This is a genomic window from Aerophototrophica crusticola (assembly GCF_012913305.1).
Taxonomy (GTDB): Bacteria; Pseudomonadota; Alphaproteobacteria; order Azospirillales; family Azospirillaceae; genus Niveispirillum; species Niveispirillum crusticola.
In genome coordinates this window covers 2,878,092-2,898,413 of the sequence record NZ_CP051775.1, presented here as the reverse complement: position 1 = coordinate 2,898,413, position 20,322 = coordinate 2,878,092, and the positions used below count along the sequence as shown (strand labels likewise).

Below are 20,322 nucleotides of genomic sequence, written 5' to 3'. Positions count from 1 at the left end.
CGAGCCGAGGCGGACGGTTAAGGTTCGCACAGACATGCAATCCAGTCTCGGAGTACGCCATGAAGGCCATCCTGCTGAACGACTTCGGCGACGTGTCCAATTTCCAGCCGGCGGACCTGCCCACACCGGTGGCCGGCCCCGGCCAGGTGCTGGTCAAGGTGGCCGCCGCCAGCGTGAACCCCGTGGACATCAAGAACCGCAGCGGCGGCCGGGCCATCGCGCCGGAACTGCCGGGCGTGCTGGGCTGTGACATGGCCGGCGTGGTGGAGGCGGTGGGCGAGGGCGTCTCCGGCCTGCGCCCGGGCGACCGGGTCTATGGCTGCGTCGGCGGGGTGAAGGGCATGCCCGGCACCTATGCGGAGTATGTGGCGGCGGACGCCCGCCTGCTGGCCCCCGCCCCGGGCGACCTGAGCCTGCGGGAGGCGGCGGCCCTGCCGCTGGTCTTCATCACCGCCTGGGAAGGGCTGGTGGACCGGGCCCAGGTGAAGCGGGGCGACACGGTGCTGGTGCATGGCGGGGCCGGCGGCGTGGGCCACGTGGCCATCCAGATCGCCAAGGAAAAGGGCGCCCGCGTCGTCGCCACCGTCTCCTCCGCCGAGAAGGGGGATCTCGCCAAGTCCTTCGGCGCGGACGAGGTGGTGAACTATCGGGAAGAGACGGTGGAGCAGTACGTGGCCCGGCTGACGGAGGGGCGCGGCTTCGACATCGTCTTCGACGCCACCGGCGGCAAGGACATCGCCACCAGCTTCGCCGCCGCCCGGCTGAACGGCCAGGTGGTCACCATCGTGTCCATGTATGAGGCGGACCTGTCGCCCATGCACCTGAAGGGCCTGAGCCTGCACGTGGTGTTCATGCTGATCCCCATGCTGCACGACACCCCGGCCCCGCTGGACCGGTCGCACCATGGCTGGATCCTGCGCCGTGCGGCGGAGATGGCGAATGCCGGCCACCTGAAGCCCCACCTGGACCCCACCCGCTTCACCCTGGACCAGGTGGCCGAGGCGCACACCCACCTGGAAAGCGGCAAGGCCGTGGGCAAGGTGGTGGTGGACGTGGCGGGGGACTTGGTGGGCTGAGGGTTTCTGACTGAGGGGGCGAGGGCGGTGCTGATCCGCACCGTCCAGCCCCAAGCTCCACCTGCTTCCGCCGGCGTTAGCTTACCGGCGATGATCGCTTTTCTGCTTCCCCCGCGAAGGCGCGGGTCCACGGTTTTAAACCACGGTGACGGCGCTTGTTGGGTCAAGAACTGTGGACCCCCGCCTTCGCGGGGGAGACAAGAAGGTTTTAGGCGAGCGGCAGGCCACCCCCCCTCAGCTCAGCCCCTTCTGGCCCATGTCCAGGAACTTTTGGCGGCGGTTCAGGCGCAGGGTGGTGCCGTCCTGGCCGCGCAGGGTCTCGAAGGCGTCCTCGATGGCGTTGCCCAGGCCGAGGATCGTCTCCTCCCGGCGGCGGTGGGCGCCGCCCACGGGTTCCTGCACGATCCGGTCGATGACGCCCAGCTCCTTCAGGTCCTGGGCGGTCAGGCGCAGGGCGGCGGCCGCGTCCGCGGCGTTGGCGGCGGAGCGCCAGAGGATCGACGCGCAGCCCTCCGGGCTGATGACGGAATAGATGGAGTGCTCCAGCATCAGCACCCGGTCGGCGGCGGCGATGGCGATGGCGCCGCCCGACCCGCCCTCACCGATCACGGCGCTGACGATGGGGACCTTCACCCGCAGGCAGGTCTCGATGGACTTGGCGATGGCCTCGGCCTGGCCGCGCTCCTCCGCGCTGACGCCGGGGAAGGCGCCGGCCGTGTCCACCAGGGTGATGATGGGCAGGTGGAAGCGGTCGGCCATGTGCATCAGCCGCTGGGCCTTACGGTAACCCTCCGGCTTGGCCATGCCGAAATTGTGCTTCACCCGGCTTTCGGTGTCGTTGCCCTTTTCCTGGCCGATCACCATGACGGACCGGCCGCGGAAGCGCCCCAGGCCGCCGACGATGGCCCGGTCCTCCCGAACAGCCGGTCGCCGGCCAGGGGCGTGAAGTCGGTGACCAGGGCGTTGATGTAGTCCAGGCAGTGCGGCCGGTTGGGATGCCGGGCCACCTGCACCTTCTGGGCGGGCGTGAGCTTGGCGTAGGTGGAGCGCAGCAGCTTGTCCACCTTGTCCTGCAGCTTCTTCACCTCGTCGGCGATGTTCAGGTCACCGCCGTCGGCCAGGTGCCGCAGCTCCTCGATCTTGCCCTCGAGCTCGGCGATCGGCTTCTCGAATTCCAGGAAATGCATGGGGACTGACCATAGGGAAGGACGCGGCTGCTTAGCACACGCGGAAAGGCGGGGCTAGGGCCAGATGTCCGGTCCGGCGGGCGGGGGCCGGATGGCTGCCCCCGCCCGGTCCCGCCCTCACGCCGGCACGTAGTCCGTCTGGCTCTCGATGAACATCTTGGACCCCACCAGGTCCACCACGGCGATGCCGTTCAGCACCAGCTTGTGCCCGCCGCCGAAATCCAGCACGGCGCCGCTGCTGCCCTGGGTCAGCTTCAGGGCGGTGTCGGTCAGGCTGTCGATGCCATAGGCGGTCAGGTCCAGCCTGTCGATGCCGGGCTCGAAGTTGAAGATGCGGTCGGCCCCGCTGGCCTTGCCGAAGACGAAGATGTCCGCCTGCCCGTCCTTCGCCGAATAGAGCAGGTCGTTGCCCGCCCCGCCGGTGAAGATGTCAACGCCGTTGGTGCCGTACAGCTTGTCCGCGGCACTGGTGCCCGTGACCAGGTTGCCGCTGATGCTGGCGGGCGGGGTGGGGGAGACGGGGGGAACCACCGGCGGGGCGCCGGCCTTCGCGGCCAGGTCGCCGAAGGTCCAGGTGCCGTCGGTGAAGGTGAAGCGCTCCACGTTCACCACCCGGTCGGTCCCGTCCACGCCGCTGGTCAGGACCAGGGTGGTGCCGTCCAGGGCCAGGGCGTAGTCCGCCAGCCTGCCCCGGAACAGGGCGGTGTCGGTGCCGGTGCCGCCGTCGATGCTGTCGTTGCCGCCCATCCCGGAAAGGATGTCGTCGCCGGCCCCGCCCTTCAGCACATTGTCCAGGGCGTTGCCGGTGATCCTGTCATTGCCGTTACCCCCCGTCGCGTTCTCGATCTTCGCGCCGAAGGCGATGGAGATGTTGTTCACCGCCGCGTTGCTGCCCCGCGCGCCGATGGAGCTGAAGGCCCCCTCGTTCAGGTCCACGGTGGCGGCCCTCGTCTCCCCCGTCAGGTCGAAGGTGTCGATGCCGCCGGCATCCCAGAAGCAGGCGATGTAGTTGTTCAGCCCGGCCAGCCTGTAGGTGTCGTTGCCGGCCATGTGGCTCATGTTGGCGCCGTACAGGTGCTGCACCGCGGCGATGTCATAGAGCTGCAGGGTCTGCGGCTTCACCGCCCCCATGGTGGGGTGCGACTTGTAGGACATGACCGTGTATTGCTGGTTGTCCTGGCCCAGGGGCAGGAACGGGCCCAGCTCCTGCCCGCCGGCGGCGTCATAGTCGCCCGGGTGCTTCAGGCCCAGCGTGTGGCCGAACTCATGCATCATCACCCAATAGGGGCGCTGGCCGGCGATGGGGGCGTTCCAGCCGGTCTTGGCCGTGCTCATCCACATGTCGCCGCCGATGGTGGTGCCGGGCCCATAGCCCCAGCCGCTCATGCTGGTGCTGTAGGCGTTGCCCAGGGCGATCTGGCCCACGCCGGACGCCGCCGTGCTGGTCTGCGCCTTCTCCACGAAGCTCAGGTTGGCGACCGACGAATAGCTGGCCATGATCTTGGCCATCGCCGCCTTCTGCGCGTCGGTGAAGGCGGTGAAGCCGTTCGCCTCGCGCATGTTGGCCGTATAGATGGACGGCAGCTTGGTCAGGTAGGTGTAGGTCAGGGACGTCGGCTTGTTGGTGGCGCCGAGGTTCCACTGCGCGTAATCCGGCTCCAGAAGAGCGGCGACATAGCTGGCGACCATGGGTTTCTACCTCACAGGACATCCGGCGGCCCGGCCGCCGTCCCCGATCGTTTGGGGTATATCGACCTGGAGGGGACTGTGAGGCGGTAATTGTAAAGCAAGCATTAACACGAAAGTGTCTGACTATCCTTCTTTGATCCAGGTCAGGCACATTGGAAGCAAAGTCACCAATGTTCGGCAGGTTTGTCTGATTTCTGCCCTGAATTGCGCCGGAGCTTTATTGGAAGTCTCGCGGAAGCCGTTCGAAACTGCCTGGACTGTCGAAACATTAACCAAACCCGGGGCTCGCGCCCCACGCGCCGGGTCCGGTGTCCAACCGCTACGGAACCCCCGGCCCGCGCCCTGAGTTGTTCATCCATCAGCAAAGCAAGAAGTCCCCGGCCACGGGGGCGCGGAGGGATGACCGTGACGGACCAATCGGGGCGGTTGGAGACAGACATGGGGCCCGACGACGAGCCGCCCCTGCGGCGGACCATCGGCCTGCCGCAGATGGCGCTCTATTCCTTGGGCAGCATGCTCGGGGCCGGCATCTACGGCCTGATCGGCAAGGCGGCGGGGGAGATGGGCAGCGCCGTCTGGCTGGCGTTCCTGGTGGCCATGGTGGCGGCCCTGCTGACGGGGCTCAGCTACGCCAGCCTCGGCTCCCGCTATCCGCGGGCGGGCGGGGCGGCCTATGTGACCCAGAAGGCCTATGGGATGCCGCTGCTGACCTACCTGGTCGGGCTTGCGGTCATGTGCTCCGGCATCACCTCCGTCGCCACCCAGTCCCGGGTGGTGGCGACGACCTTGCAGCGCTCCGACCTGCTGGCGGCGGCGCCCACCACGCTGCTGGCCCTGGGTTTCCTGCTGTTGCTGGCGGGCATCGTCTTCCGCGGCATCAAGGAATGCATGTGGCTGAACGTGATCTGTACCCTGGTGGAGGCGGGCGGCCTGCTGGTGATCATCGCCGTCGGCGCGTCCTACTGGGGCAGCGTGAGCCTGATGGAACTGCCGCCGGCAGAGGACGGCTCCCCCGGCGTCCTCAGCGCCACTTTGCTGCTCCAGGGCGCGGTGCTGACCTTCTTCAGCTTCATCGGCTTCGAGGACAGCATGAACGTGGCGGAGGAGGTGAAGAACCCCCGCCGCACCCTGCCCTGGGGCATCGTCATCGCCATGGTGGCCGCCACCTTCATCTACTTGGCGGTCAGCGTCACCGCCGTGTCGGTGGTCCCCTGGCAGGAGCTGAAGGAGGCGGCGGGCCCGCTGGTGGAGGTGGCGAACCGGGCCGCGCCCTGGATCCCGCCGGCGGTCTTCGTCGTCATCACCCTGTTCGCCGTGGGCAACACGGCCCTGCTGAATTACGTCATGGCCTCCCGCCTGGTCTACGGCATGTCCCGCCAGGGGCTGCTGCCGCGGGCCCTGGGCCATGTGCATCCCGGCCGCCGCACCCCGCACATGGCCATCCTGGCCCTGCTGGCCCTGGTGGTGGCGTTGATGCTGGCGGGTGACATCACGGCCCTGGCGTCGGCCACGGTCATCCTGCTGCTGTTCGTCTTCACCATCGTCAACGTGGCCCTGGTGGTGCTGAAGCGCCGGCCGGAAGAGCCGCGCGGCGGGTTCGAGGTGCCAATCTTCGTGCCCGTCCTGGGGGCGGCGGTCTGCCTGGCCCTGCTGGGCAACCGGGTCCTGACCGGCGACGCCACGGCCACCATGCTGGCCGGGGTGATGCTGGCGGGCATCGTCGCCCTCTATGCCGCCATGCGGCCCAAGCGGATCATCGACGTGCCGGTGCGTGAGGACACGGGCGAGGAAGCGGTCCGTGCGGGCTGAGGCGCAGGAATGCGGGGCCGTGTCCCTTGGCGGCGCCGCTCCCTGCCCCATGTGGTTCAGCATGCCGAACCGATATGCCTCCGTGGCCCTCGCCGCCGCCCTGCTGCTGCCCTTCCCCACCTTGGCGGACGGGGCGAGGCTGGACGGCCTGTTTGCCCGGCTGAAGGCCGCCGCCACCCCACAGGAGGCGGCCACCCTGGTGTCGGAGATCTGGGCCGTCTGGGCGGCCCCGCCCCCCGGCGCGCCGGAGGTGGAGGTGCTGATGGATGCCGCCGCCGACTATATCCGGCATGAGGAATACGACCGGGCGGTCGCCGCGCTGGATGAGGCGATCCGCCTGGCCCCGGACTATGCGGAGGCGTTCAACCGCCGGGCCACCGCCCATTTCCGGGCGGGCGACCATGCCGCCAGCATGGCCGACATCGCCCGGACCCTTAAACTTGAACCCCGCCATTTCGGCGCCCTGTCCGGGCTGGGCATGGTCCAACTCGCCCAGGGGCGGCTGCCGGAGGCGCTGAAGGCCTATGAGGCCGCCCTGGACCTGAACCCCCACCTGCGCAGCGCCAAGGTCCACGCCGACGCCATCCGCGCGGCTCTGAAGGAGAGGGAGTTGTAGGGTATCCCTGCCCAGGGCGTCGCCCGGCGCCTGGGGGAGCACGGAAAAAGAAAAGCCGGTGGTGCGAGGCACGACCGGCTCCCCAGTGGGTCATCCCCAGGTCGGCGAGACACGCCCGGGGTTATGTCCTGTCCGCACCATTCCGTCATGGGGACGGCGGCGCCGACGGCCGGGAGAATAGCCGACCGCCCGTCCGGCGCCAGCCCTGGCAGGGGCGGTGGTGCCGCTTGGCCGGCGGGCGTCACAATTCTGCAACAATGGGGTAAGGCGCCCCCTCACGCCGCCCCTGCCTGCCGCTGGTCCGGGGCGGCGCCCGCCAGCCGCTCCTGCGCCTTGACCAAGTCGGAGACGAAGCGGGCGTATCCCGCCTCCGCCATGGCCGGGTCCTCGATCCGCAGCAGGGCGGAGGGGTGGATGGTACCCATGATCCAGCCGGCATAGGGGGTGGCCAGGATCTCCCCCCGGTCCTGGGTCACCTTGAAGTCCCTGGAGATCAGGGCCGTGGCCGCGGTGGCGCCCAGGCAGACGATGCCCGTGGGGGTGACGGCGGCGATCTCCGACTCCAGCCAGGGCACGCAGGCCACGATCTCCAGCCGGCCCGGCTTCTCATGGATGCGGCGGCGGCCCTTCTGCACCCATTTGAAGTGCTTCACCGTGTTGGTGACATAGACCTGCGCCCGGTCGATGCCCGCGTCCACCAGGGCGCGGTCCAGCAACTGGCCGGCGGGACCCACGAAGGGACGGCCGGCCAGGTCCTCCTTGTCGCCCGGCTGTTCCCCCACCAGCATGAGCGGTGCCCGCTCCGGCCCCTCGCCGAACACGGTCTGGGTGCCGGTCAGGTGCAGGGGGCAGGCGGTGCAGCCGCTGGCCGCCTCCCGCAGGGCGGGGATGGTCCGTTCCGGCAGGGGCGGCAGGAAGCGGGCGGCGGTGTCGGCAGGGGCGCGGGGCGGCATGGCGCGACGCCTCCCGTCAGGTGGGCTGGCGGCCGGGGGCGGGGCGCTGCCCGGACTTGAGCTGCAGCCGGTCGATCTCCTTCTCCGCGTTGCCGCTGGACAGGTCGCCCTTGCGCTCCTCCCCCGCCTGGTCGGCCAGCAGGTCCAGGTGCTGCCGCTGGCGGTCGGTCATGGGGGCGTCCGCCGCGCGGCCCGGCTCGTCGGCGCTGTTGGCCTTGCGGGTCTCGTGGCCCTTCTGCTGCGCGATGCGGCTGGTCTTGTCGTCGCGGTCCTGGTCGCCCATGGGGTCCTCCGGTGCGTCTGGCGTGGGTCGCCTGCCCGTCTCAATCGGCCCGGTGCAACGAAGTTCCCGCCCCGGCTGTTGTCCCTCCCGATCGTGAGTGGGAAGCCAGGGGGTGACGGCCATGAACCTTGATGGGGCGACGGTGGTGATCGTGGGGGCGTCCAGTGGCATCGGCCGGGCGACGGCCCATGCCTTCGCCAGGGAGGGCGCCAACCTGGTGCTGGCCGCCCGCCGGCTGGACCTGCTGGAACAGGCGGTGGAGGAATGCCGGAAGCTGGGCGGCGACGCCCTGGCGGTAGAGGCGGACGTGACCGACCCCGGCGACATGCGCGGCCTTGTCGATACGGCCCTTGACGCCTTCGGGGAGATCGACGTCTGGATCAACAATGCCGGCGTCGGCGCCGTGGGCTGGTTCGAGCAGGTGCCGCTCGCCACCCACCGGCGGGTGCTGGAGGTGGATTTGCTGGGAGCGCTGAACGCGTCCCACGCCGTGCTGCGCCACTTCACCCAGGTGGGCAAGGGCGTGCTGATCAACACCTGTTCCATCGGGTCCTGGGTGGCGAACCCGATGGCCGCCGCCTATACCGCCTCAAAGTTCGGGCTGCACGGGCTGACCGAGTCGCTGCGCATCGACATGAAGCGCTATCCCGGCATCCATGTCTGCGGCATCTATCCGGCCGTCGTGGACACCCCCGGCCTGCGGCATTTCGCCAATTACACCGGTCGTGCCCTGAACCCGAGCGGCCCCATGCAGGAGCCGGAGCGCATCGCGGCGGAGATGGTGCGGTTGGCGAAGCACCCGCGGGCCCGCCTGGCGGTGGGCCTGTCCGCCAGCCTGGGGCGGCTCGCCTATGGCCTCGCCCCCGACCTGGTGGGCAGCACCCTGGCCGCCACCATGGGCGGCGCGGTGAACCGGGCGGAGCCGGGGGAGCGGACACCCGGCAACCTGTTCGGGCCCCCGGCGACGGGATGGGCGTGCGGGGCGGCGGCCAGCGGGCCGGCGGCACCACCCCCTGGCTGGCCGCGGCGGGCGCCATCGGCGGCATGGCCCTGGCGGCCCTGTCGGTGGGCACCCGGCACTGACCCCACGGCACCGGGGACTCGGGTCATCGTGAAATCGAGGGTTCACTAACGGCGTGTTACCCCTAAAGTGGCCAGGATCGGTCATACGGGGGTATACATGCCGCTGACCCGCCTTCCCCTGGCCCGGAACCTGCTGCTGGCCCTCGCCTGTGCGGCCGGCGGCTGGCTGGGCCTGCGCGCACCTTACCTGGGGGAGGCGGTGACCCTGGTCTGGCCGCCGACGGGGATCGCCTTCGCCGCCCTGTGGCTGGGCGGGCTGCGGCTGGTGCCGGGGTCGCGCTGGGCGCGCTGGCGGTCCACTTGGCGGCGACGGGACAGGTCGGGTTCGCCCTGCCCGCGGCCGTGGGCAGCGCCCTGCCGGCCCTGGCATCCGTCTGGCTGCTGCGGCGCCTGAGCGGGGGAGGGCCCCTGCTGGACGACCTCGGCGGGCTCGCGAAGTTCTTCCTGGTGGCGGTGCTGGCCGCCACGACCCTCGGCGCCGGGGTGGGCGTGGCGGCCCTCGCGGCCAATGGCATGCTCGGCGAGGCCGGCCCCCTGTCCGTCTGGCTGGTCTGGTGGCTGGGCGATGCCATGGGCGTGCTGGTGGTCGCCCCGCCCCTGCTGCTGCTGTCGGGCCTCCGCGGCGGGGCGGGGGTGGGGGCTTCCTGGTACCGCGTGGCGGAAGCGCTGCTGCTGGCCACGGGGGTGGCGCTGACCCTGGCATTGCTGTCCACCGAGGCCCTGCCGCCCTGGCTGCGGGAGGCGGCCCGGCCGCTCATGTTCCTGATGGTGCTGTGGTCCGCCCTGCGATTCGGCCAGGCGGGCGCCGCCGTCACCGTGCTGTCCATCGCCGCGGCGCTGGTGGTGGTCACGGCCGCGGGGCAGGGGCCCTTCGCCCGGGGCAGTTTCCAGGCCAGCTTCGCCATGCTGCATGCCGCCCTGTTCGCCCTGTCCACCACCGGGCTGGCGCTGGGTACCGTGGTGGCGGGCCAGCGCCGGGCCGCGGCTGCCGAGCGGCTGGCCCGCGAACAGGCGGAGCGGGCGTTGGCCCGGCTGCGCGCCACCCAGGACGGTCTGGTGCGGGCGGAAAAGATGGCCTCCCTCGGCCGCTTGGTCGCCGGGATCACCCATGAGGTGGCAACCCCCATCGGCTCCGCACTCGCCGCCGCCACCCGGTTGGGGGAGGAGACGGGCCACATGGCCACGGCGCTTGCCACCGGCACCCTGCGCCGGGACCAGACCAAGGATTACCTGGACGCCACCGCCCAGGCCGCCCGCATCCTCCAGGCCAACATGGAGCGTGCCGCGCGGCTGGTGGAAAGCTTCAAGCATGTGGCAGTGGACCGGGCCCGCCAGGACCGCCGCCGCGTGGAGCTGCGCGGCCATGTGGAGGAGGTGGTGATCAGCCTCCGGCCCCAGATCCGCAAGACCCCGCACCTGGTGCTGGTGGAAGGTGCCTTCCGGCTGGAGGTGGACATCTTCCCCGACGCCGTGGCCCAGCTTGTCAGCAACCTGGTGGGCAACGCCCTGCGGCACGCCTTCCCCGACGGGCGGTCCGGGACCATCACCGTCACCGTGGACAGCCGGCCGGACGGCTGGGTGGAGCTGCGGGTGAGCGATGACGGCCAGGGCATCCCGCCCGCCCTGCGCGACCGCGTGTTCGAGCCCTTCTTCACCACGCAGCGGGATGACGGGGGCAGCGGCCTGGGCCTGTACATGGCCTATACCCAGGTGGCGGGACGGCTGGGCGGCACCCTGGCGCTGGAGCGCACGGGGCCGGACGGAACCACCTTCCTGGCCTGCTTCCCGCCCGAGTCGCCGGATCGGCCGGCGAACGAAACGGCGACCGCCGACCGGGAGCCGCAACCCGCATGACCCTACCCCTTGCGACGTCAGGCGTGCTTGTCCCTGGCGACTGTAAGGTTGAGATTGCAGGGAGTGACGGGCCTGCGCTCTAATGCGCCGCGTCTGCCCGCCGGAGCACGCCGATGTCCGAAGATGGCCTTCTTTGCCTAGTCTATGTCAGCCGTGCCGCCGTGCCCCTGGGCGAGGCGGAGCTGCTGTCGCTGCTGCGCCAGGCCCGGAACAACAACAGCCGCGACCGTGTGACGGGCATGCTGCTGTATCGGCAGGGGCGGTTCATGCAGGCGCTGGAGGGGCCGAACGCCCTGGTGCAGGGGCTTTACCGGCGCATCCAGATCGACCCGCGCCACACCCAGGTGACGACCCTGATCAAGTTCCAGCCGACCGGCCGCGCCTTCGACGGCTGGAGCATGGGGTTCCAGGACGTGGACCGCCTGTCCGTGGAGGACCGGTCCGCCCTGGGCGACGGGCTGACCGCCTTCCTGGACCAGGGCTTCGAGCCCGCCACCTGGGCCGACGCCCCCCACCAGGCCATCCGCCTGCTGCGCGCCTTCCGCGACGCGGGCCGGACGGGCTGAGCGGGTTGCGAATTCGAAAGTAGGGTTTGGGGCTGGGGCGGGCGCCCTACCACGGGCGGATGCGCCATCAACATCCACGAACACGCACAAAACACACACGAACACGCACGCACGGATGACCCCGCGGGAGAGTACTCCTCTTCAAAGCAGTCTGCCTGCGGCGCCAAGGAGCCGTGACCGCTGGCCAGATCCTGTGCGTGTTCGTGTCCTTTCCGTGTGCGTGTCCGTGGATGTTTCCTGCGCCAAGCTCGGGAATCACGCCACTGGCGTCACCCCACCGGCGTCTCCGGGAAGCACAGCTCGTGGCGGGAGCGCCATTCGGGCTTCACGTAGTTGATGATCAGGGTGCGGCGGACGCCGTCGATGGGCCGGGCCTCGAAGCCGTGCCAGGTGTCCGTGCCGGGGATGAAGACCAGCCCCTTGTTGAAGGCCGCGCAGGCCCGGCCCACCGGCGGGGCGGCAGGGTCGGCATAGATGTCGGTGCCCCAGTTCTCCGCCCCGGGCGAATCGGACAGGTACACCAGCATGGTGAACAGCTTGGCGCCGATGTCCGTGTGCGGCTCCAGCCAGAAGCCCGCCGTATCCAGGCACAGCTCGATGCGCAGGTTGGCGCCCCGCAGGTCCACGCCGCAGCGGGACCGCAACAGGCCCACCGTCTCCGGGTGCTGGAAGGCGGCGGCGATGTCCGCGGCCACCGGGTGGGCGGCCTGGGTGGCCGTGTCCAGGAACTGGCGGGTGGCGTTGTGCGTCTCCCGCCGGCCGGCGGTGTCGCCCACGGGCGGCGGGGCGAAGGGCAGGCCCACCACGGCCCGCGCCACCTCCGCCGGCAGCACGTCCGCCAGCAGCCAATGGCGGAAGGGCCATTCCTGCTGCCGGCTCACCTCCAGCGCGTCATGCAGGTGCAGGGCGGTGGCGTTGGGGCGGACGGCAGGCATGGTCAGCAGGGCGTCGGGCATGGGGGACCTCCGGTGCCGGGGCGGGTCAGAAGGAATGCAGGCCGCCGGTCAGCTTCTTCCAGACCGACGACAGGCCATGGCGCATGGCTTCCCGGTGGGCGGCGCCCGCGTCCACCATCCAGTTCAGCATCACGTAGCGACGCACCCCGTCATAGGGCTTGTGGCCGTGGAAGCTGTTGTCCGTGCGGCGGAAGGCCACCAGCGTGCCGTCCAGGGGCGGCACCTCGGCGATCATGTCCTCCATGTCGTCGATCCGGCGCAGCAGGCGCAGCCGCCCGCCCTCCGGCTCCCAGCCGTCGTTCAGGTAGACCAGGGCGGTGACCAGCTTGCTCTCGCTGTCCGTGTGGATGCGGCCGTCCTGGGGGCGGCAGCGGTCACGCAGGGTGACCAGCAGCGCCTCATGGGACAGGGGCAGGCCGAACTTCTCGGCGAAGGCGGCCGTCGTCTCCGGGCTGCGCAGCCGGGCCAGCAGCACGGCGAAGCGCGGGTCCAGCGCGCCCAGATGCTCCGGGTCCGGGGCGGTGGCCAGCCCGCCGGCCCCGCTGGACGGGAAGCCGGCCCGGGCCGCGGCGGCGGCGGCCGGCTTCACGAAGTTGGGCATCACCAGATGGGGGAACGGCTCCGTGGCCAGCGGGGCGCGGCGGAAGCCTTCCAGGTCCAGCGGGCAGTCGGCCCGGTACAGGTTGGACAGGACCAAGTCGATACGGCCCTGCTGGGCCGCGGCGTGACGGAAAACACCTTCCATGGCGCGGAAACCTTCGCGAAAGCGATGCTGCGTCGCACCATAGTACTTTCGAAGGGGGTCCGGCCTTGACCTGGGTCAAGGGGTCGGGCGGCGCACAGTTCGCCCGGCAGCACCAACCCTGCCCGATGCTCAAGGGTTCGGGGCCGCGGCGGCGGACAGGGCCACCGTGTCCGCCGGGTCGGTGTCCGCCTGGGCCATCCGGCGGCCCAGCAGCCGGTCCACCTCCGCCAGCACGTCACCGATCCGGTAGGCGAACAGGATCGCCTCGTTCTTGCCGGGCTTGGGGCCGTTGGGGTCGGCCCAGCCCTCCAGCTTGCCCACGGTCAGGCCCACCACCTCACCCCTGCCGTTGACCATGGGGCCGCCGGAATAGCCCGCCCCCCCGCCGCCGATGACATAGAAGCCCGGTACGACAGGCACGTTGCGGCGGGTGCCCACATCCACCCTCTGGATGCCCGGGTGCGGGTCCACCCAGGTCAACTGGCCCAGGCCGACGGGGTAGACCACCCGCCCGTCCGCCACGGGCGCGGCACCCATGATCGTGGTGCCCATCATCCAGACCATCTCACCCGCAGCCAGGTCGGTCCGGGCCGCCCGGATGGGCGTGCCGAAGCCCTTGGGCACGGACAGCAGGGCCAGGTCCAGCCGGTCGCTCACCGCCAGCACCTTCGCCACATGGCCGTCGCCGGCGGCGTTGCGCAGTTGCAGGAAGCCAAGGCCCAAGGGGACATGGGCGTTGGTCACGGCCAGGCCGTCCTCCACCACCAGGGCCGACCCGGTGGCCCCCAGCAACACGGGCACGCCCAGGCTGGCGGACAGGTAGCTCTCCTTCACCTGTTCCAGCGGCGTCCCGGCCACTTGGCCGTAAGGGGACGAACAGGCGGCCAGTATCCAGGCGGCGAACAGCGGGACGATCCTGCGCCAGTACTTCCCCATGCGGCCCTCCCCGGTTGGGACTGGCCTTTGAACGATTCTTTCCGGCCATCGGGCCGACGGGGAGACGGGCTAACGCCCTTCCCGCCCCGGGACCCGGCCGGGACGGCACGTCGGGGGGAGGGGGGCCGGTTTTCTCCCGAAAGATCGGGCAGTCGGCGTGGCGGGCGCAGGCGCGCGCACCCGGCGGTTCATAGCGGATGCCACAGAAGCGGCGGGTCCCAGGTCGCGGAGCGGCATGGGCCCGGCCCGGCAAATCAACGAGTGTGCGTACCGCCGAAACGTCGGGAGGGGGAATGGATGGCGGAGAGGGTGGGATTCGAACCCACGGTACCGTTGCCGGTACTTCGGTTTTCGAGACCGACGCGTTCGACCACTCCGCCACCTCTCCGCGCCCGCGACGGGTCATTCATCGGGCTGGTCGGGCCCGGCCTGTCGCGGAGTGGCCGGGACACTATACAAAAGGTCCCGCTGGGGCAAGGACCGACTTCGGGCCCGAGCTGCCCGCCCGGTGCAGCCCCGGAATGACTCATGGCGGGGGTTTGCGACAGGCCTGCCTTGCCCATATGGCACCCCTGCGCAGCCCGGAAATGCGACGGTTTTGAGTCGCTTGGCCGTTGACAGGGGCACGCCGGTGCGTATAGTCGCGCCTCTCTGAGGGCGGGTCCCAGCCGGGGCCCGCGTCTTTTTTGTTGGACTTAGGGCCGGCCCGGTCGCGCGGCTGCCCGGATCGGACAAGTGGTGGGTCAAATGTTCGCAGTCATCCGCACCGGCGGCAAGCAATACAAGGTCGCGGCCGGCGACGTCATCCGTGTCGAGAAGCTGGCGGGCGAGGAAGGCTCCTCCCTGACCCTGGACGAGGTCCTGATGGTCAGCGGCGAGGGTAGCACCACCGTCGGCTCGCCCCTGGTGGCCAACGCCGCCGTGACGGCCGAGGTCGTCGCCCAGACCCGCGATGACAAGATCATCATCTTCAAGAAGAAGCGCCGCCAGAACTACCGGCGGAAGAACGGCCACCGCCAGCACCTGACCGTGCTGCGCATCACCGGCATCCAGGCCTGACCGGCCCCGGTACAGTTCGAGGAGGTATCCCCCCATGGCACACAAGAAGGCAGGCGGCTCGTCCCGCAACGGTCGCGACTCCGCTGGCAAGCGCCTCGGCGTGAAGCGCTACGGCGGCCAGGTCGTCCCGGCCGGCAACGTGCTGGTCCGCCAGCGCGGCACCAAGTTCCACCCGGGCACCAACGTCGGCATCGGCAAAGACCACACCCTGTTCGCCCTGGTGGACGGGACCGTGTCCTTCAAGAAGGGCCTGAAGGAGCGGACCTTCGTGTCCGTCATCCCGCTGCCGGCCGAGGTCGCGGCCGCCGCCGAGTAAGCTTCCCCGCCACGGGAAGTCCGGTTCGTGATCGGGGAAGCGGGTGACCGCTTCCCCGATTTGTTTTTTCCGCCCCTCAGGCGCCGGGCACCGCCGCCGCCGAACCGTCCTCTTTGGTACCGTGCCGTGGACGTGCTCCAGGCATCCACGTCATTCCTGCGAAAGTCCGCCGTCATGAAATTCCTCGACCAGTGCAAGATCTTCCTGAAGAGCGGTGACGGCGGCCCCGGTGCCGTGGCCTTCCGGCGGGAGAAGTTCATCGAGCATGGCGGCCCCAACGGCGGCAACGGGGGCCGTGGCGGCGACGTGGTGATCGTGGCGGTGGAGGGGCTGAACACCCTGATTGACTATCGCTACCAGCAGCATTTCAAGGCGGAGCGCGGCGGCCACGGCATGGGCAAGTCCCGCAGCGGCGCCCATGGCCAGGACATGGTGCTGCGCGTGCCCGTGGGCACCCAGGTGCTGGACGAGGACCAGGAGACGGTGCTGGCCGACCTGACGGAGGAGGGCCAGCGGGTCGTCCTGCTGAAGGGCGGCGACGGCGGCTTCGGCAACGAGCATTTCAAGACCTCCACCAACCGCGCCCCGCGGCACAGCACGCCCGGCTGGCCGGGGGCGGAGCGCTGGGTCTGGCTGCGGCTGAAGCTGATCGCCGACGCCGGCCTGGTGGGCCTGCCCAACGCGGGGAAAAGCACCTTCCTGGCGGCGGTCAGCCGCGCCCGGCCGAAGATCGCCGACTATCCCTTCACCACCCTGGTGCCCAACCTGGGCGTGGTGAAGGCGGGGGAGGAGGAGTTCGTGCTGGCCGACATCCCCGGCCTGATCGAGGGCGCCCATGAGGGCCGCGGCATCGGCACCCGCTTCCTAGGCCATGTGGAGCGCACCCGCGTGCTGCTGCACCTGGTGGATGGGACGCAGGAGGACGTGCAGCTCGCCTACCGCACCATCCGGCGCGAGCTGAAGCTCTATGGCGGCGGCCTGGCCGACAAGCCAGAGGTGCTGTGCCTGAACAAGGTGGACGCCCTGACCCCGGAGGAGGTGGAGCTGAAACGCACCAAGCTCCGCCGCTCCGCCAAGCGGCCGGTGTACCTGCTGTCAGGGGCGGCGGGTGAGGGTGTGCAGGAGGTGCTGTACGCCCTGCTGGAGCACATCAAGGCCAGCCGTGAGGCCGAGGGGGAGGAGGCCAGGGACCGGGCCTACAAGGCACGCTACGCGCCGATCCCTGAGGAGTGAGGGCCATGAACCAAAGACAATTTCTATAGAGAGCCCTCTTTATTCTGCTAAAATGATATATCTTTATTTTGCTTATTTTCCTTGATGCCAGCAGTTTTGATGATATGTTCGACTTTTCTCTTAAGATGCATTGGAAAAACACAATGAAGTTCATGAATATGAGTTAAGGCTGTTTTATCTATGTTCGAGATCTTTCCATGGTTTATCATTTCCCACCTTTTTGAGCAGGACCATAGAATATCTATATATATACTCTCTTCATCTTTTCTCAGTGCCGGAAGATTCTCATGAACAATTAGTACATTTCTTTGCTTGATCCATTGTAAATCTGAAAGGCAGTCATTTAGTGCATCCCAATTCATTCCGAAGTAATTCGGAAATTTCCCGGCTTTCTTCAAAACTAGTAATAACTCTTCTTTGGAATTTATGCATGCTGGAATTTTCATTTGATAAATATCTTTTCCTGACAAATCGAAGCTGTCTTTGTAATATGCAAACATATTTTTCTCCTTAGTTCACGTAGGTCAGTTACTTGACTTGTTCAAAAGTTCTATAGTGATCCGCGGTATAATAGACCTCTCCACCGTCACCACAGACAATCCGGCGCCTGCCAGCACCAGACTGACCAGGCGTGGCGATAACATATTCCTTATAATATCCGAAGGGTTTATCAGGGAGGGCTCGATCGGTATTTCGAAACGTGTTTCCATCTTGAGGAAATCGGGACGGGATATTGTTTTTAATAGCAGCCAGCTTGTTCTGGATCTCACCATGAGGTATGGCATTTCTCGTTAACCGGCTTGCCACAGTAACCTCGTTTGAATGGGCTGCGTGAGGCCGGAGATCCAGACTCCCAACCTCATTCGACTTTAGGGGATAGCTAGAGAAACGCCCGTGACCATCGTGGGCGCTTCCCAACAAAGCATCGACCCATCGAATGCTGAGCGAAAGGTTCTTTGACCGGCTGCTCCGCGATAGTTTCATAGCACCCCAGCAATGATCGTGCGTCTGTTGACCTTCCCCGAGCACGAAACGCATAACCGGCGAGCCTCCTGACACCCGGACCCGCCGCCATGACCGATACCCCCGCCCAATCCCTCGCCTCTGCCCGCCGGCTGATCGTCAAGGTGGGGTCGGCGTTGTTGGTGGATTCGGGGACGCACCAGATCCGGCGGGGCTGGCTGGACACGGTGGCGGATGACATCGCGGCCCTGCGTGCGCAAGGGGTGGAGGTGGTGGTGGTCACCTCGGGGCCGTGGCCTGCGGGCGGGAGCACCTTGGGTTGGTGGGGCGGGCGTTGCGGCTGGAAGAGAAGCAGGCCGCCGCCGCCACGGGGCAGATCAGGCTGGCGGCGGCGTGGCAGGAGACGCTGGCCCGGCACGGGATCACCGTGGCCCAGGTGCTGTTGACCCTGGACGACACGGAGGAGCGGCGGCGCCACCTGAACGGCCGCGCCACCATCGAGACCCTGCTGCGCCTGAGCGCCGTGCCCGTAATCAACGAGAACGACACGGTGGCGACGGCGGAGATCCGCTTCGGCGACAATGACCGGCTGTCCGCCCGGGTGGCCCAGATGATCAGCGCCGACACGCTGGTGCTGCTGTCGGACATCGACGGGCTCTATACTGCCGACCCGCGCAAGGACCCCGATGCGCGCCACATCCCCCTGGTGCCCGAGGTGACGGCGGAGATCGTCGCCATGGCGGGGGAGCCGCCGCCGGGCTACAGCTCAGGCGGGATGGTGACCAAGATCGCCGCGGCCCGCATCGCCATGGCCGCAGGCTGCCGCATGGCCATCGCCCGGGGCAACCGGCCCAACCCCCTGGCCGCCCTTGGCCGGCCGGCGTCGGAGGGCGGGGCGCTGGCCACCTGGTTCGTGCCGGGGGCGGAGCCGCTGACGGCGCGGAAACGCTGGATCGCCGGGTCGCTGAAGCCGTTGGGCACCCTGACCGTGGACGCGGGCGCCGCCCGGGCGCTGGGCAACGGGGGCAGTCTGCTGCCGGCCGGGGTGCGGGGGGTGGAAGGGGACTTCGAGCGCGGGGACCTAGTGCTGGTCCGCGGGCCGGAGGGGCAGGTGCTGGCCCGCGGCCTGTCAGCCTATGCGGCCGACGACGCCCGCGCCATCGCCGGGCGGCGCAGCGCGGAGATCGAGGCCATCCTGGGCTTCCGCGGGCGGGATGAGGTCATTCACCGGGACGACCTTGTCCTAGGGTGAGCGGCCGGGATCAGAACACCAGCAGCCCCATCAGGAAGGCCAGCGACAGCCCCAGCCCGGCCGTGGCCGCCCGTTCCAACCGTTCCAGCCGCAGGCGGCGATGGTGCAGCATGGCCGCGGCCCGGGCGAAGGCATTGGCGGATGGGGGCATGGCTTGCTCCTCCTGCGGCGGCCGTGCTTGGCGGACGCCCTTTCATTGCATTGGACGGTTCGGGACACGACCGTGTCGCCGGCCCGTCACAATCAGTGAAACAGAAGGTCCGGATCGGCACAACCATCCGCAAGGTTATGTCGCCGGCGGTCGGGGACCCCTACCGGCCCGGCCCCACCATGGCCTTCGCGCCCTCCTGGTAGGTGAAGGCGGGGGCGGCCTCCACCTCCGCCGCCGTGCGGGACAGGGTCAGGCTGGGCACTTCCCCCGCCGGGGGGCGGCGGACCTGGAGCTGGTCCACGGGCACGCGCACCAGCCGTTGCCCCACCCCCAGCAGGCCGCCCTGGCCGATGATCGCAGCCTCCAGCCGCGCGTTGCTGCCGGCGGTCAGGAAATCCCGCAGGGTGCCCACCGCTTCCCCCTCCCGGCTCAGCACCTCCCGCCCGATCAGGGCGCGGGCTTCCTCCGTGGTCAGGCCGGCCACGGGGGACAGGCTGCCGGCCACATCCGCCGGGCGGGGGCCGGGTGCCTGGGTGGTGAGGGGTGCCCCTTGCCGGTCGTCGGAGGGGGCGTCCCCGTCCGGGCTGCTGGGGGCCGTCTGGGGCGTGGTGGTGGGGATGTCGCCAGGGCGCGGCCCCGTGGACAGGGGCGCGTTGGCGTCCGGGTTCGGCTTTCCTTCCGGGACCGGGATGACCGGTGTCTGGCCGAGCGTCTGCTGCGCCCAGGCAGGGCCGGCCGCCAGGGCGAGGCTGAGGATGAGCAGGCTGGGGACGCGCATCATTGCCGATCCGTTCCAATGGGTCCGGAATGGCAACGGGTGCCGCGGATACTCGTTCCGCTATCGCATCTGCTTAGCCGCGCTCCGCGCCGTAGGCCGACGAAAGCCGGCCCGCGGGCTCGTGCCCGCGTGAGCCAAGCCGCCGGATGGCGGCGCCCGGCGACTGAGGGAACGCGAAAGCTAGCGGTGCCTGAGGAGGAACAGGCCCTGCTCGCCGAACCAGTTGGCGCGCCCGCTGTCATGGGGCAGCAGCAGGTTCTTGCCGCCTGGTCCTAAGATGGCGCTGCGCTCCACCTCCACCGACAGGTCGCGGCAGAGGGCGGTGAAGTCCGCGATGGTGCAGAAATGGATGTTGGGCGTGTCCCACCATTGCCAGCCCAGGCTTTCCGTCACCGGCATGCGGCCCTTCAGCAGCAGGTCCAGCCGCATGCGCCAGAAGCCGAAATTGGGGACGGAGACGATGGCCCGACGGCCGATCCGCACCAGATGCTCCAGCACGTCCCGCGGGCGGCGGGTGGCCTGCAGGGTCTGGGACAGGATGACGTAGTCGAAGCTGGTGCTGGGATAGTCCTTCAGGTCCGTGTCGGCGTCCCCCTGGATCACCGACAGGCCGCGGGCCACGCAGTGGCGCACCCCGTCCATGGACAGTTCCAGCCCGCGGCCGTCCACGCCTTTGCCGTGGACCAGATGTTCCAGCAACTCCCCCTCGCCGCAGCCCACGTCCAGCACGCGGGCACCGGGCTCCACCCAATCGGCGATGCGCTTCAGGTCCGCGCGGATGGCGGCGCGGGGGCGGGGGGGCAGCGCGTCCGGCATG

The 20,322-nt window shown here is 69.2% G+C and carries 21 protein-coding genes, 1 tRNA gene and 2 pseudogenes; 11 read left to right on the top strand and 13 right to left on the bottom strand.

All coding sequences use genetic code 11. The annotated features are described in order from the left end of the window. Window positions 1-59 precede the first annotated feature (59 nt). A complete protein-coding gene (locus tag HHL28_RS14150) occupies window positions 60-1,076 on the top strand; it encodes a zinc-dependent alcohol dehydrogenase family protein (protein ID WP_075769886.1) in 1,017 nt (338 codons plus the stop codon). 234 nt (window positions 1,077-1,310) lie between these two features. Here HHL28_RS14150 and HHL28_RS14145 read toward each other — a convergent pair. Beyond that, a pseudogene (locus HHL28_RS14145) lies at window positions 1,311-2,263 on the bottom strand (acetyl-CoA carboxylase carboxyltransferase subunit alpha). A 117-nt stretch (window positions 2,264-2,380) separates the two neighbouring features. Then, the gene (locus tag HHL28_RS14140; protein WP_075769884.1) at window positions 2,381-3,952 is read right to left on the bottom strand and encodes a M10 family metallopeptidase C-terminal domain-containing protein; all 1,572 of its coding nucleotides are present in this window, start codon (window positions 3,950-3,952) and stop codon (window positions 2,381-2,383) included. A 405-nt stretch (window positions 3,953-4,357) separates the two neighbouring features. On the opposite strand from HHL28_RS14140, the gene HHL28_RS14135 reads away from it, so the two are divergent. Continuing rightward, window positions 4,358-5,761 carry an APC family permease gene (locus HHL28_RS14135; protein ID WP_404325812.1) on the top strand — a complete coding sequence of 468 codons (1,404 nt, stop codon included), beginning with the start codon at window positions 4,358-4,360 and terminating at the stop codon, window positions 5,759-5,761. Window positions 5,762-5,822: 61 nt separating this feature from the next. Further along, on the top strand, window positions 5,823-6,377 hold the full coding sequence (locus HHL28_RS14130; protein ID WP_075769961.1) for a tetratricopeptide repeat protein: 555 nt from the start codon (window positions 5,823-5,825) through the stop codon (window positions 6,375-6,377). A gap of 275 nt (window positions 6,378-6,652) precedes the next feature. Here the strand turns inward: HHL28_RS14130 and HHL28_RS14125 are convergent, their stop codons facing one another. Together HHL28_RS14125 and HHL28_RS14120 are read right to left on the bottom strand one after the other, a co-directional pair. Continuing rightward, on the bottom strand, window positions 6,653-7,330 hold the full coding sequence (locus HHL28_RS14125; RefSeq protein WP_075769882.1) for a UdgX family uracil-DNA binding protein: 678 nt from the start codon (window positions 7,328-7,330) through the stop codon (window positions 6,653-6,655). A gap of 16 nt (window positions 7,331-7,346) precedes the next feature. Continuing rightward, window positions 7,347-7,613: a DUF3072 domain-containing protein gene (locus tag HHL28_RS14120; protein WP_075769881.1), complete on the bottom strand. Its 267-nt coding sequence runs from the start codon at window positions 7,611-7,613 to the stop codon at window positions 7,347-7,349. A 121-nt stretch (window positions 7,614-7,734) separates the two neighbouring features. Between HHL28_RS14120 and HHL28_RS14115 the strand changes: the two genes are divergently transcribed. From HHL28_RS14115 to HHL28_RS14100, 4 genes are all read left to right on the top strand, one after another. After that, a complete protein-coding gene (locus HHL28_RS14115) occupies window positions 7,735-8,745 on the top strand; it encodes an SDR family oxidoreductase (RefSeq protein ID WP_169655322.1) in 1,011 nt (336 codons plus the stop codon). A gap of 48 nt (window positions 8,746-8,793) precedes the next feature. Further along, window positions 8,794-9,090, top strand: a complete 297-nt coding sequence (locus HHL28_RS14110) for a hypothetical protein (protein ID WP_169655320.1) — start codon at window positions 8,794-8,796, stop codon at window positions 9,088-9,090. Further along, window positions 8,997-10,550 (top strand): ATP-binding protein, encoded by a 1,554-nt coding sequence (locus HHL28_RS14105; RefSeq protein WP_169655318.1) that lies wholly within the window; start codon window positions 8,997-8,999, stop codon window positions 10,548-10,550. The genes HHL28_RS14110 and HHL28_RS14105 overlap by 94 nt, the downstream gene beginning before the upstream one ends. A 113-nt stretch (window positions 10,551-10,663) precedes the next feature. Then, window positions 10,664-11,116, top strand: coding sequence for a BLUF domain-containing protein (locus HHL28_RS14100; protein ID WP_075769878.1), 453 nt, complete (start codon window positions 10,664-10,666; stop codon window positions 11,114-11,116). Between the two features lie 269 nt (window positions 11,117-11,385). Here the strand turns inward: HHL28_RS14100 and HHL28_RS14095 are convergent, their stop codons facing one another. The 4 genes from HHL28_RS14095 to HHL28_RS14080 all read right to left on the bottom strand — a co-directional run bounded on the left by HHL28_RS14095 (window position 11,386) and on the right by HHL28_RS14080 (window position 14,141). Further along, window positions 11,386-12,072 carry a 2OG-Fe(II) oxygenase gene (locus tag HHL28_RS14095; RefSeq protein WP_404325809.1) on the bottom strand — a complete coding sequence of 229 codons (687 nt, stop codon included), beginning with the start codon at window positions 12,070-12,072 and terminating at the stop codon, window positions 11,386-11,388. A 25-nt stretch (window positions 12,073-12,097) separates the two neighbouring features. Next, window positions 12,098-12,817 (bottom strand): 2OG-Fe(II) oxygenase, encoded by a 720-nt coding sequence (locus HHL28_RS14090; protein ID WP_083698902.1) that lies wholly within the window; start codon window positions 12,815-12,817, stop codon window positions 12,098-12,100. Between the two features lie 129 nt (window positions 12,818-12,946). Then, window positions 12,947-13,753: a trypsin-like peptidase domain-containing protein gene (locus HHL28_RS14085; RefSeq protein ID WP_075769877.1), complete on the bottom strand. Its 807-nt coding sequence runs from the start codon at window positions 13,751-13,753 to the stop codon at window positions 12,947-12,949. Between the two features lie 298 nt (window positions 13,754-14,051). Next, window positions 14,052-14,141: transfer RNA gene (locus HHL28_RS14080), tRNA-Ser, on the bottom strand. A gap of 359 nt (window positions 14,142-14,500) precedes the next feature. Here HHL28_RS14080 and rplU point away from each other — a divergent pair. The 3 genes from rplU to obgE all read left to right on the top strand — a co-directional run bounded on the left by rplU (window position 14,501) and on the right by obgE (window position 16,361). Beyond that, window positions 14,501-14,812 carry a 50S ribosomal protein L21 gene (gene rplU, locus HHL28_RS14075; RefSeq protein ID WP_075769876.1) on the top strand — a complete coding sequence of 104 codons (312 nt, stop codon included), beginning with the start codon at window positions 14,501-14,503 and terminating at the stop codon, window positions 14,810-14,812. Between the two features lie 34 nt (window positions 14,813-14,846). Beyond that, window positions 14,847-15,128: a 50S ribosomal protein L27 gene (rpmA, locus tag HHL28_RS14070; protein WP_075769875.1), complete on the top strand. Its 282-nt coding sequence runs from the start codon at window positions 14,847-14,849 to the stop codon at window positions 15,126-15,128. 174 nt (window positions 15,129-15,302) lie between these two features. Further along, window positions 15,303-16,361 (top strand): GTPase ObgE, encoded by a 1,059-nt coding sequence (obgE, locus tag HHL28_RS14065; RefSeq protein ID WP_075769874.1) that lies wholly within the window; start codon window positions 15,303-15,305, stop codon window positions 16,359-16,361. 47 nt (window positions 16,362-16,408) lie between these two features. On the opposite strand, the gene HHL28_RS14060 is transcribed toward obgE, so the two are convergent. Together HHL28_RS14060 and HHL28_RS14055 are read right to left on the bottom strand one after the other, a co-directional pair. After that, window positions 16,409-16,861, bottom strand: a complete 453-nt coding sequence (locus HHL28_RS14060) for a barstar family protein (RefSeq protein WP_083698901.1) — start codon at window positions 16,859-16,861, stop codon at window positions 16,409-16,411. Between the two features lie 28 nt (window positions 16,862-16,889). After that, window positions 16,890-17,345, bottom strand: a complete 456-nt coding sequence (locus HHL28_RS14055; RefSeq protein ID WP_404326934.1) for a ribonuclease domain-containing protein — start codon at window positions 17,343-17,345, stop codon at window positions 16,890-16,892. An 89-nt stretch (window positions 17,346-17,434) separates the two neighbouring features. Between HHL28_RS14055 and proB the strand changes: the two are divergent. Beyond that, a pseudogene (gene proB, locus HHL28_RS14050) lies at window positions 17,435-18,576 on the top strand (glutamate 5-kinase). Between the two features lie 10 nt (window positions 18,577-18,586). Here proB and HHL28_RS14045 read toward each other — a convergent pair. The 3 genes from HHL28_RS14045 to metW form a co-directional block, all read right to left on the bottom strand. Further along, on the bottom strand, window positions 18,587-18,727 hold the full coding sequence (locus HHL28_RS14045; RefSeq protein WP_169655316.1) for a hypothetical protein: 141 nt from the start codon (window positions 18,725-18,727) through the stop codon (window positions 18,587-18,589). 160 nt (window positions 18,728-18,887) lie between these two features. After that, window positions 18,888-19,508, bottom strand: a complete 621-nt coding sequence (locus HHL28_RS14040) for a PRC-barrel domain-containing protein (protein WP_075769870.1) — start codon at window positions 19,506-19,508, stop codon at window positions 18,888-18,890. 177 nt (window positions 19,509-19,685) lie between these two features. Next, window positions 19,686-20,321 carry a methionine biosynthesis protein MetW gene (gene metW, locus HHL28_RS14035; protein WP_075769869.1) on the bottom strand — a complete coding sequence of 212 codons (636 nt, stop codon included), beginning with the start codon at window positions 20,319-20,321 and terminating at the stop codon, window positions 19,686-19,688. Window position 20,322: the final 1 nt, after the last annotated feature.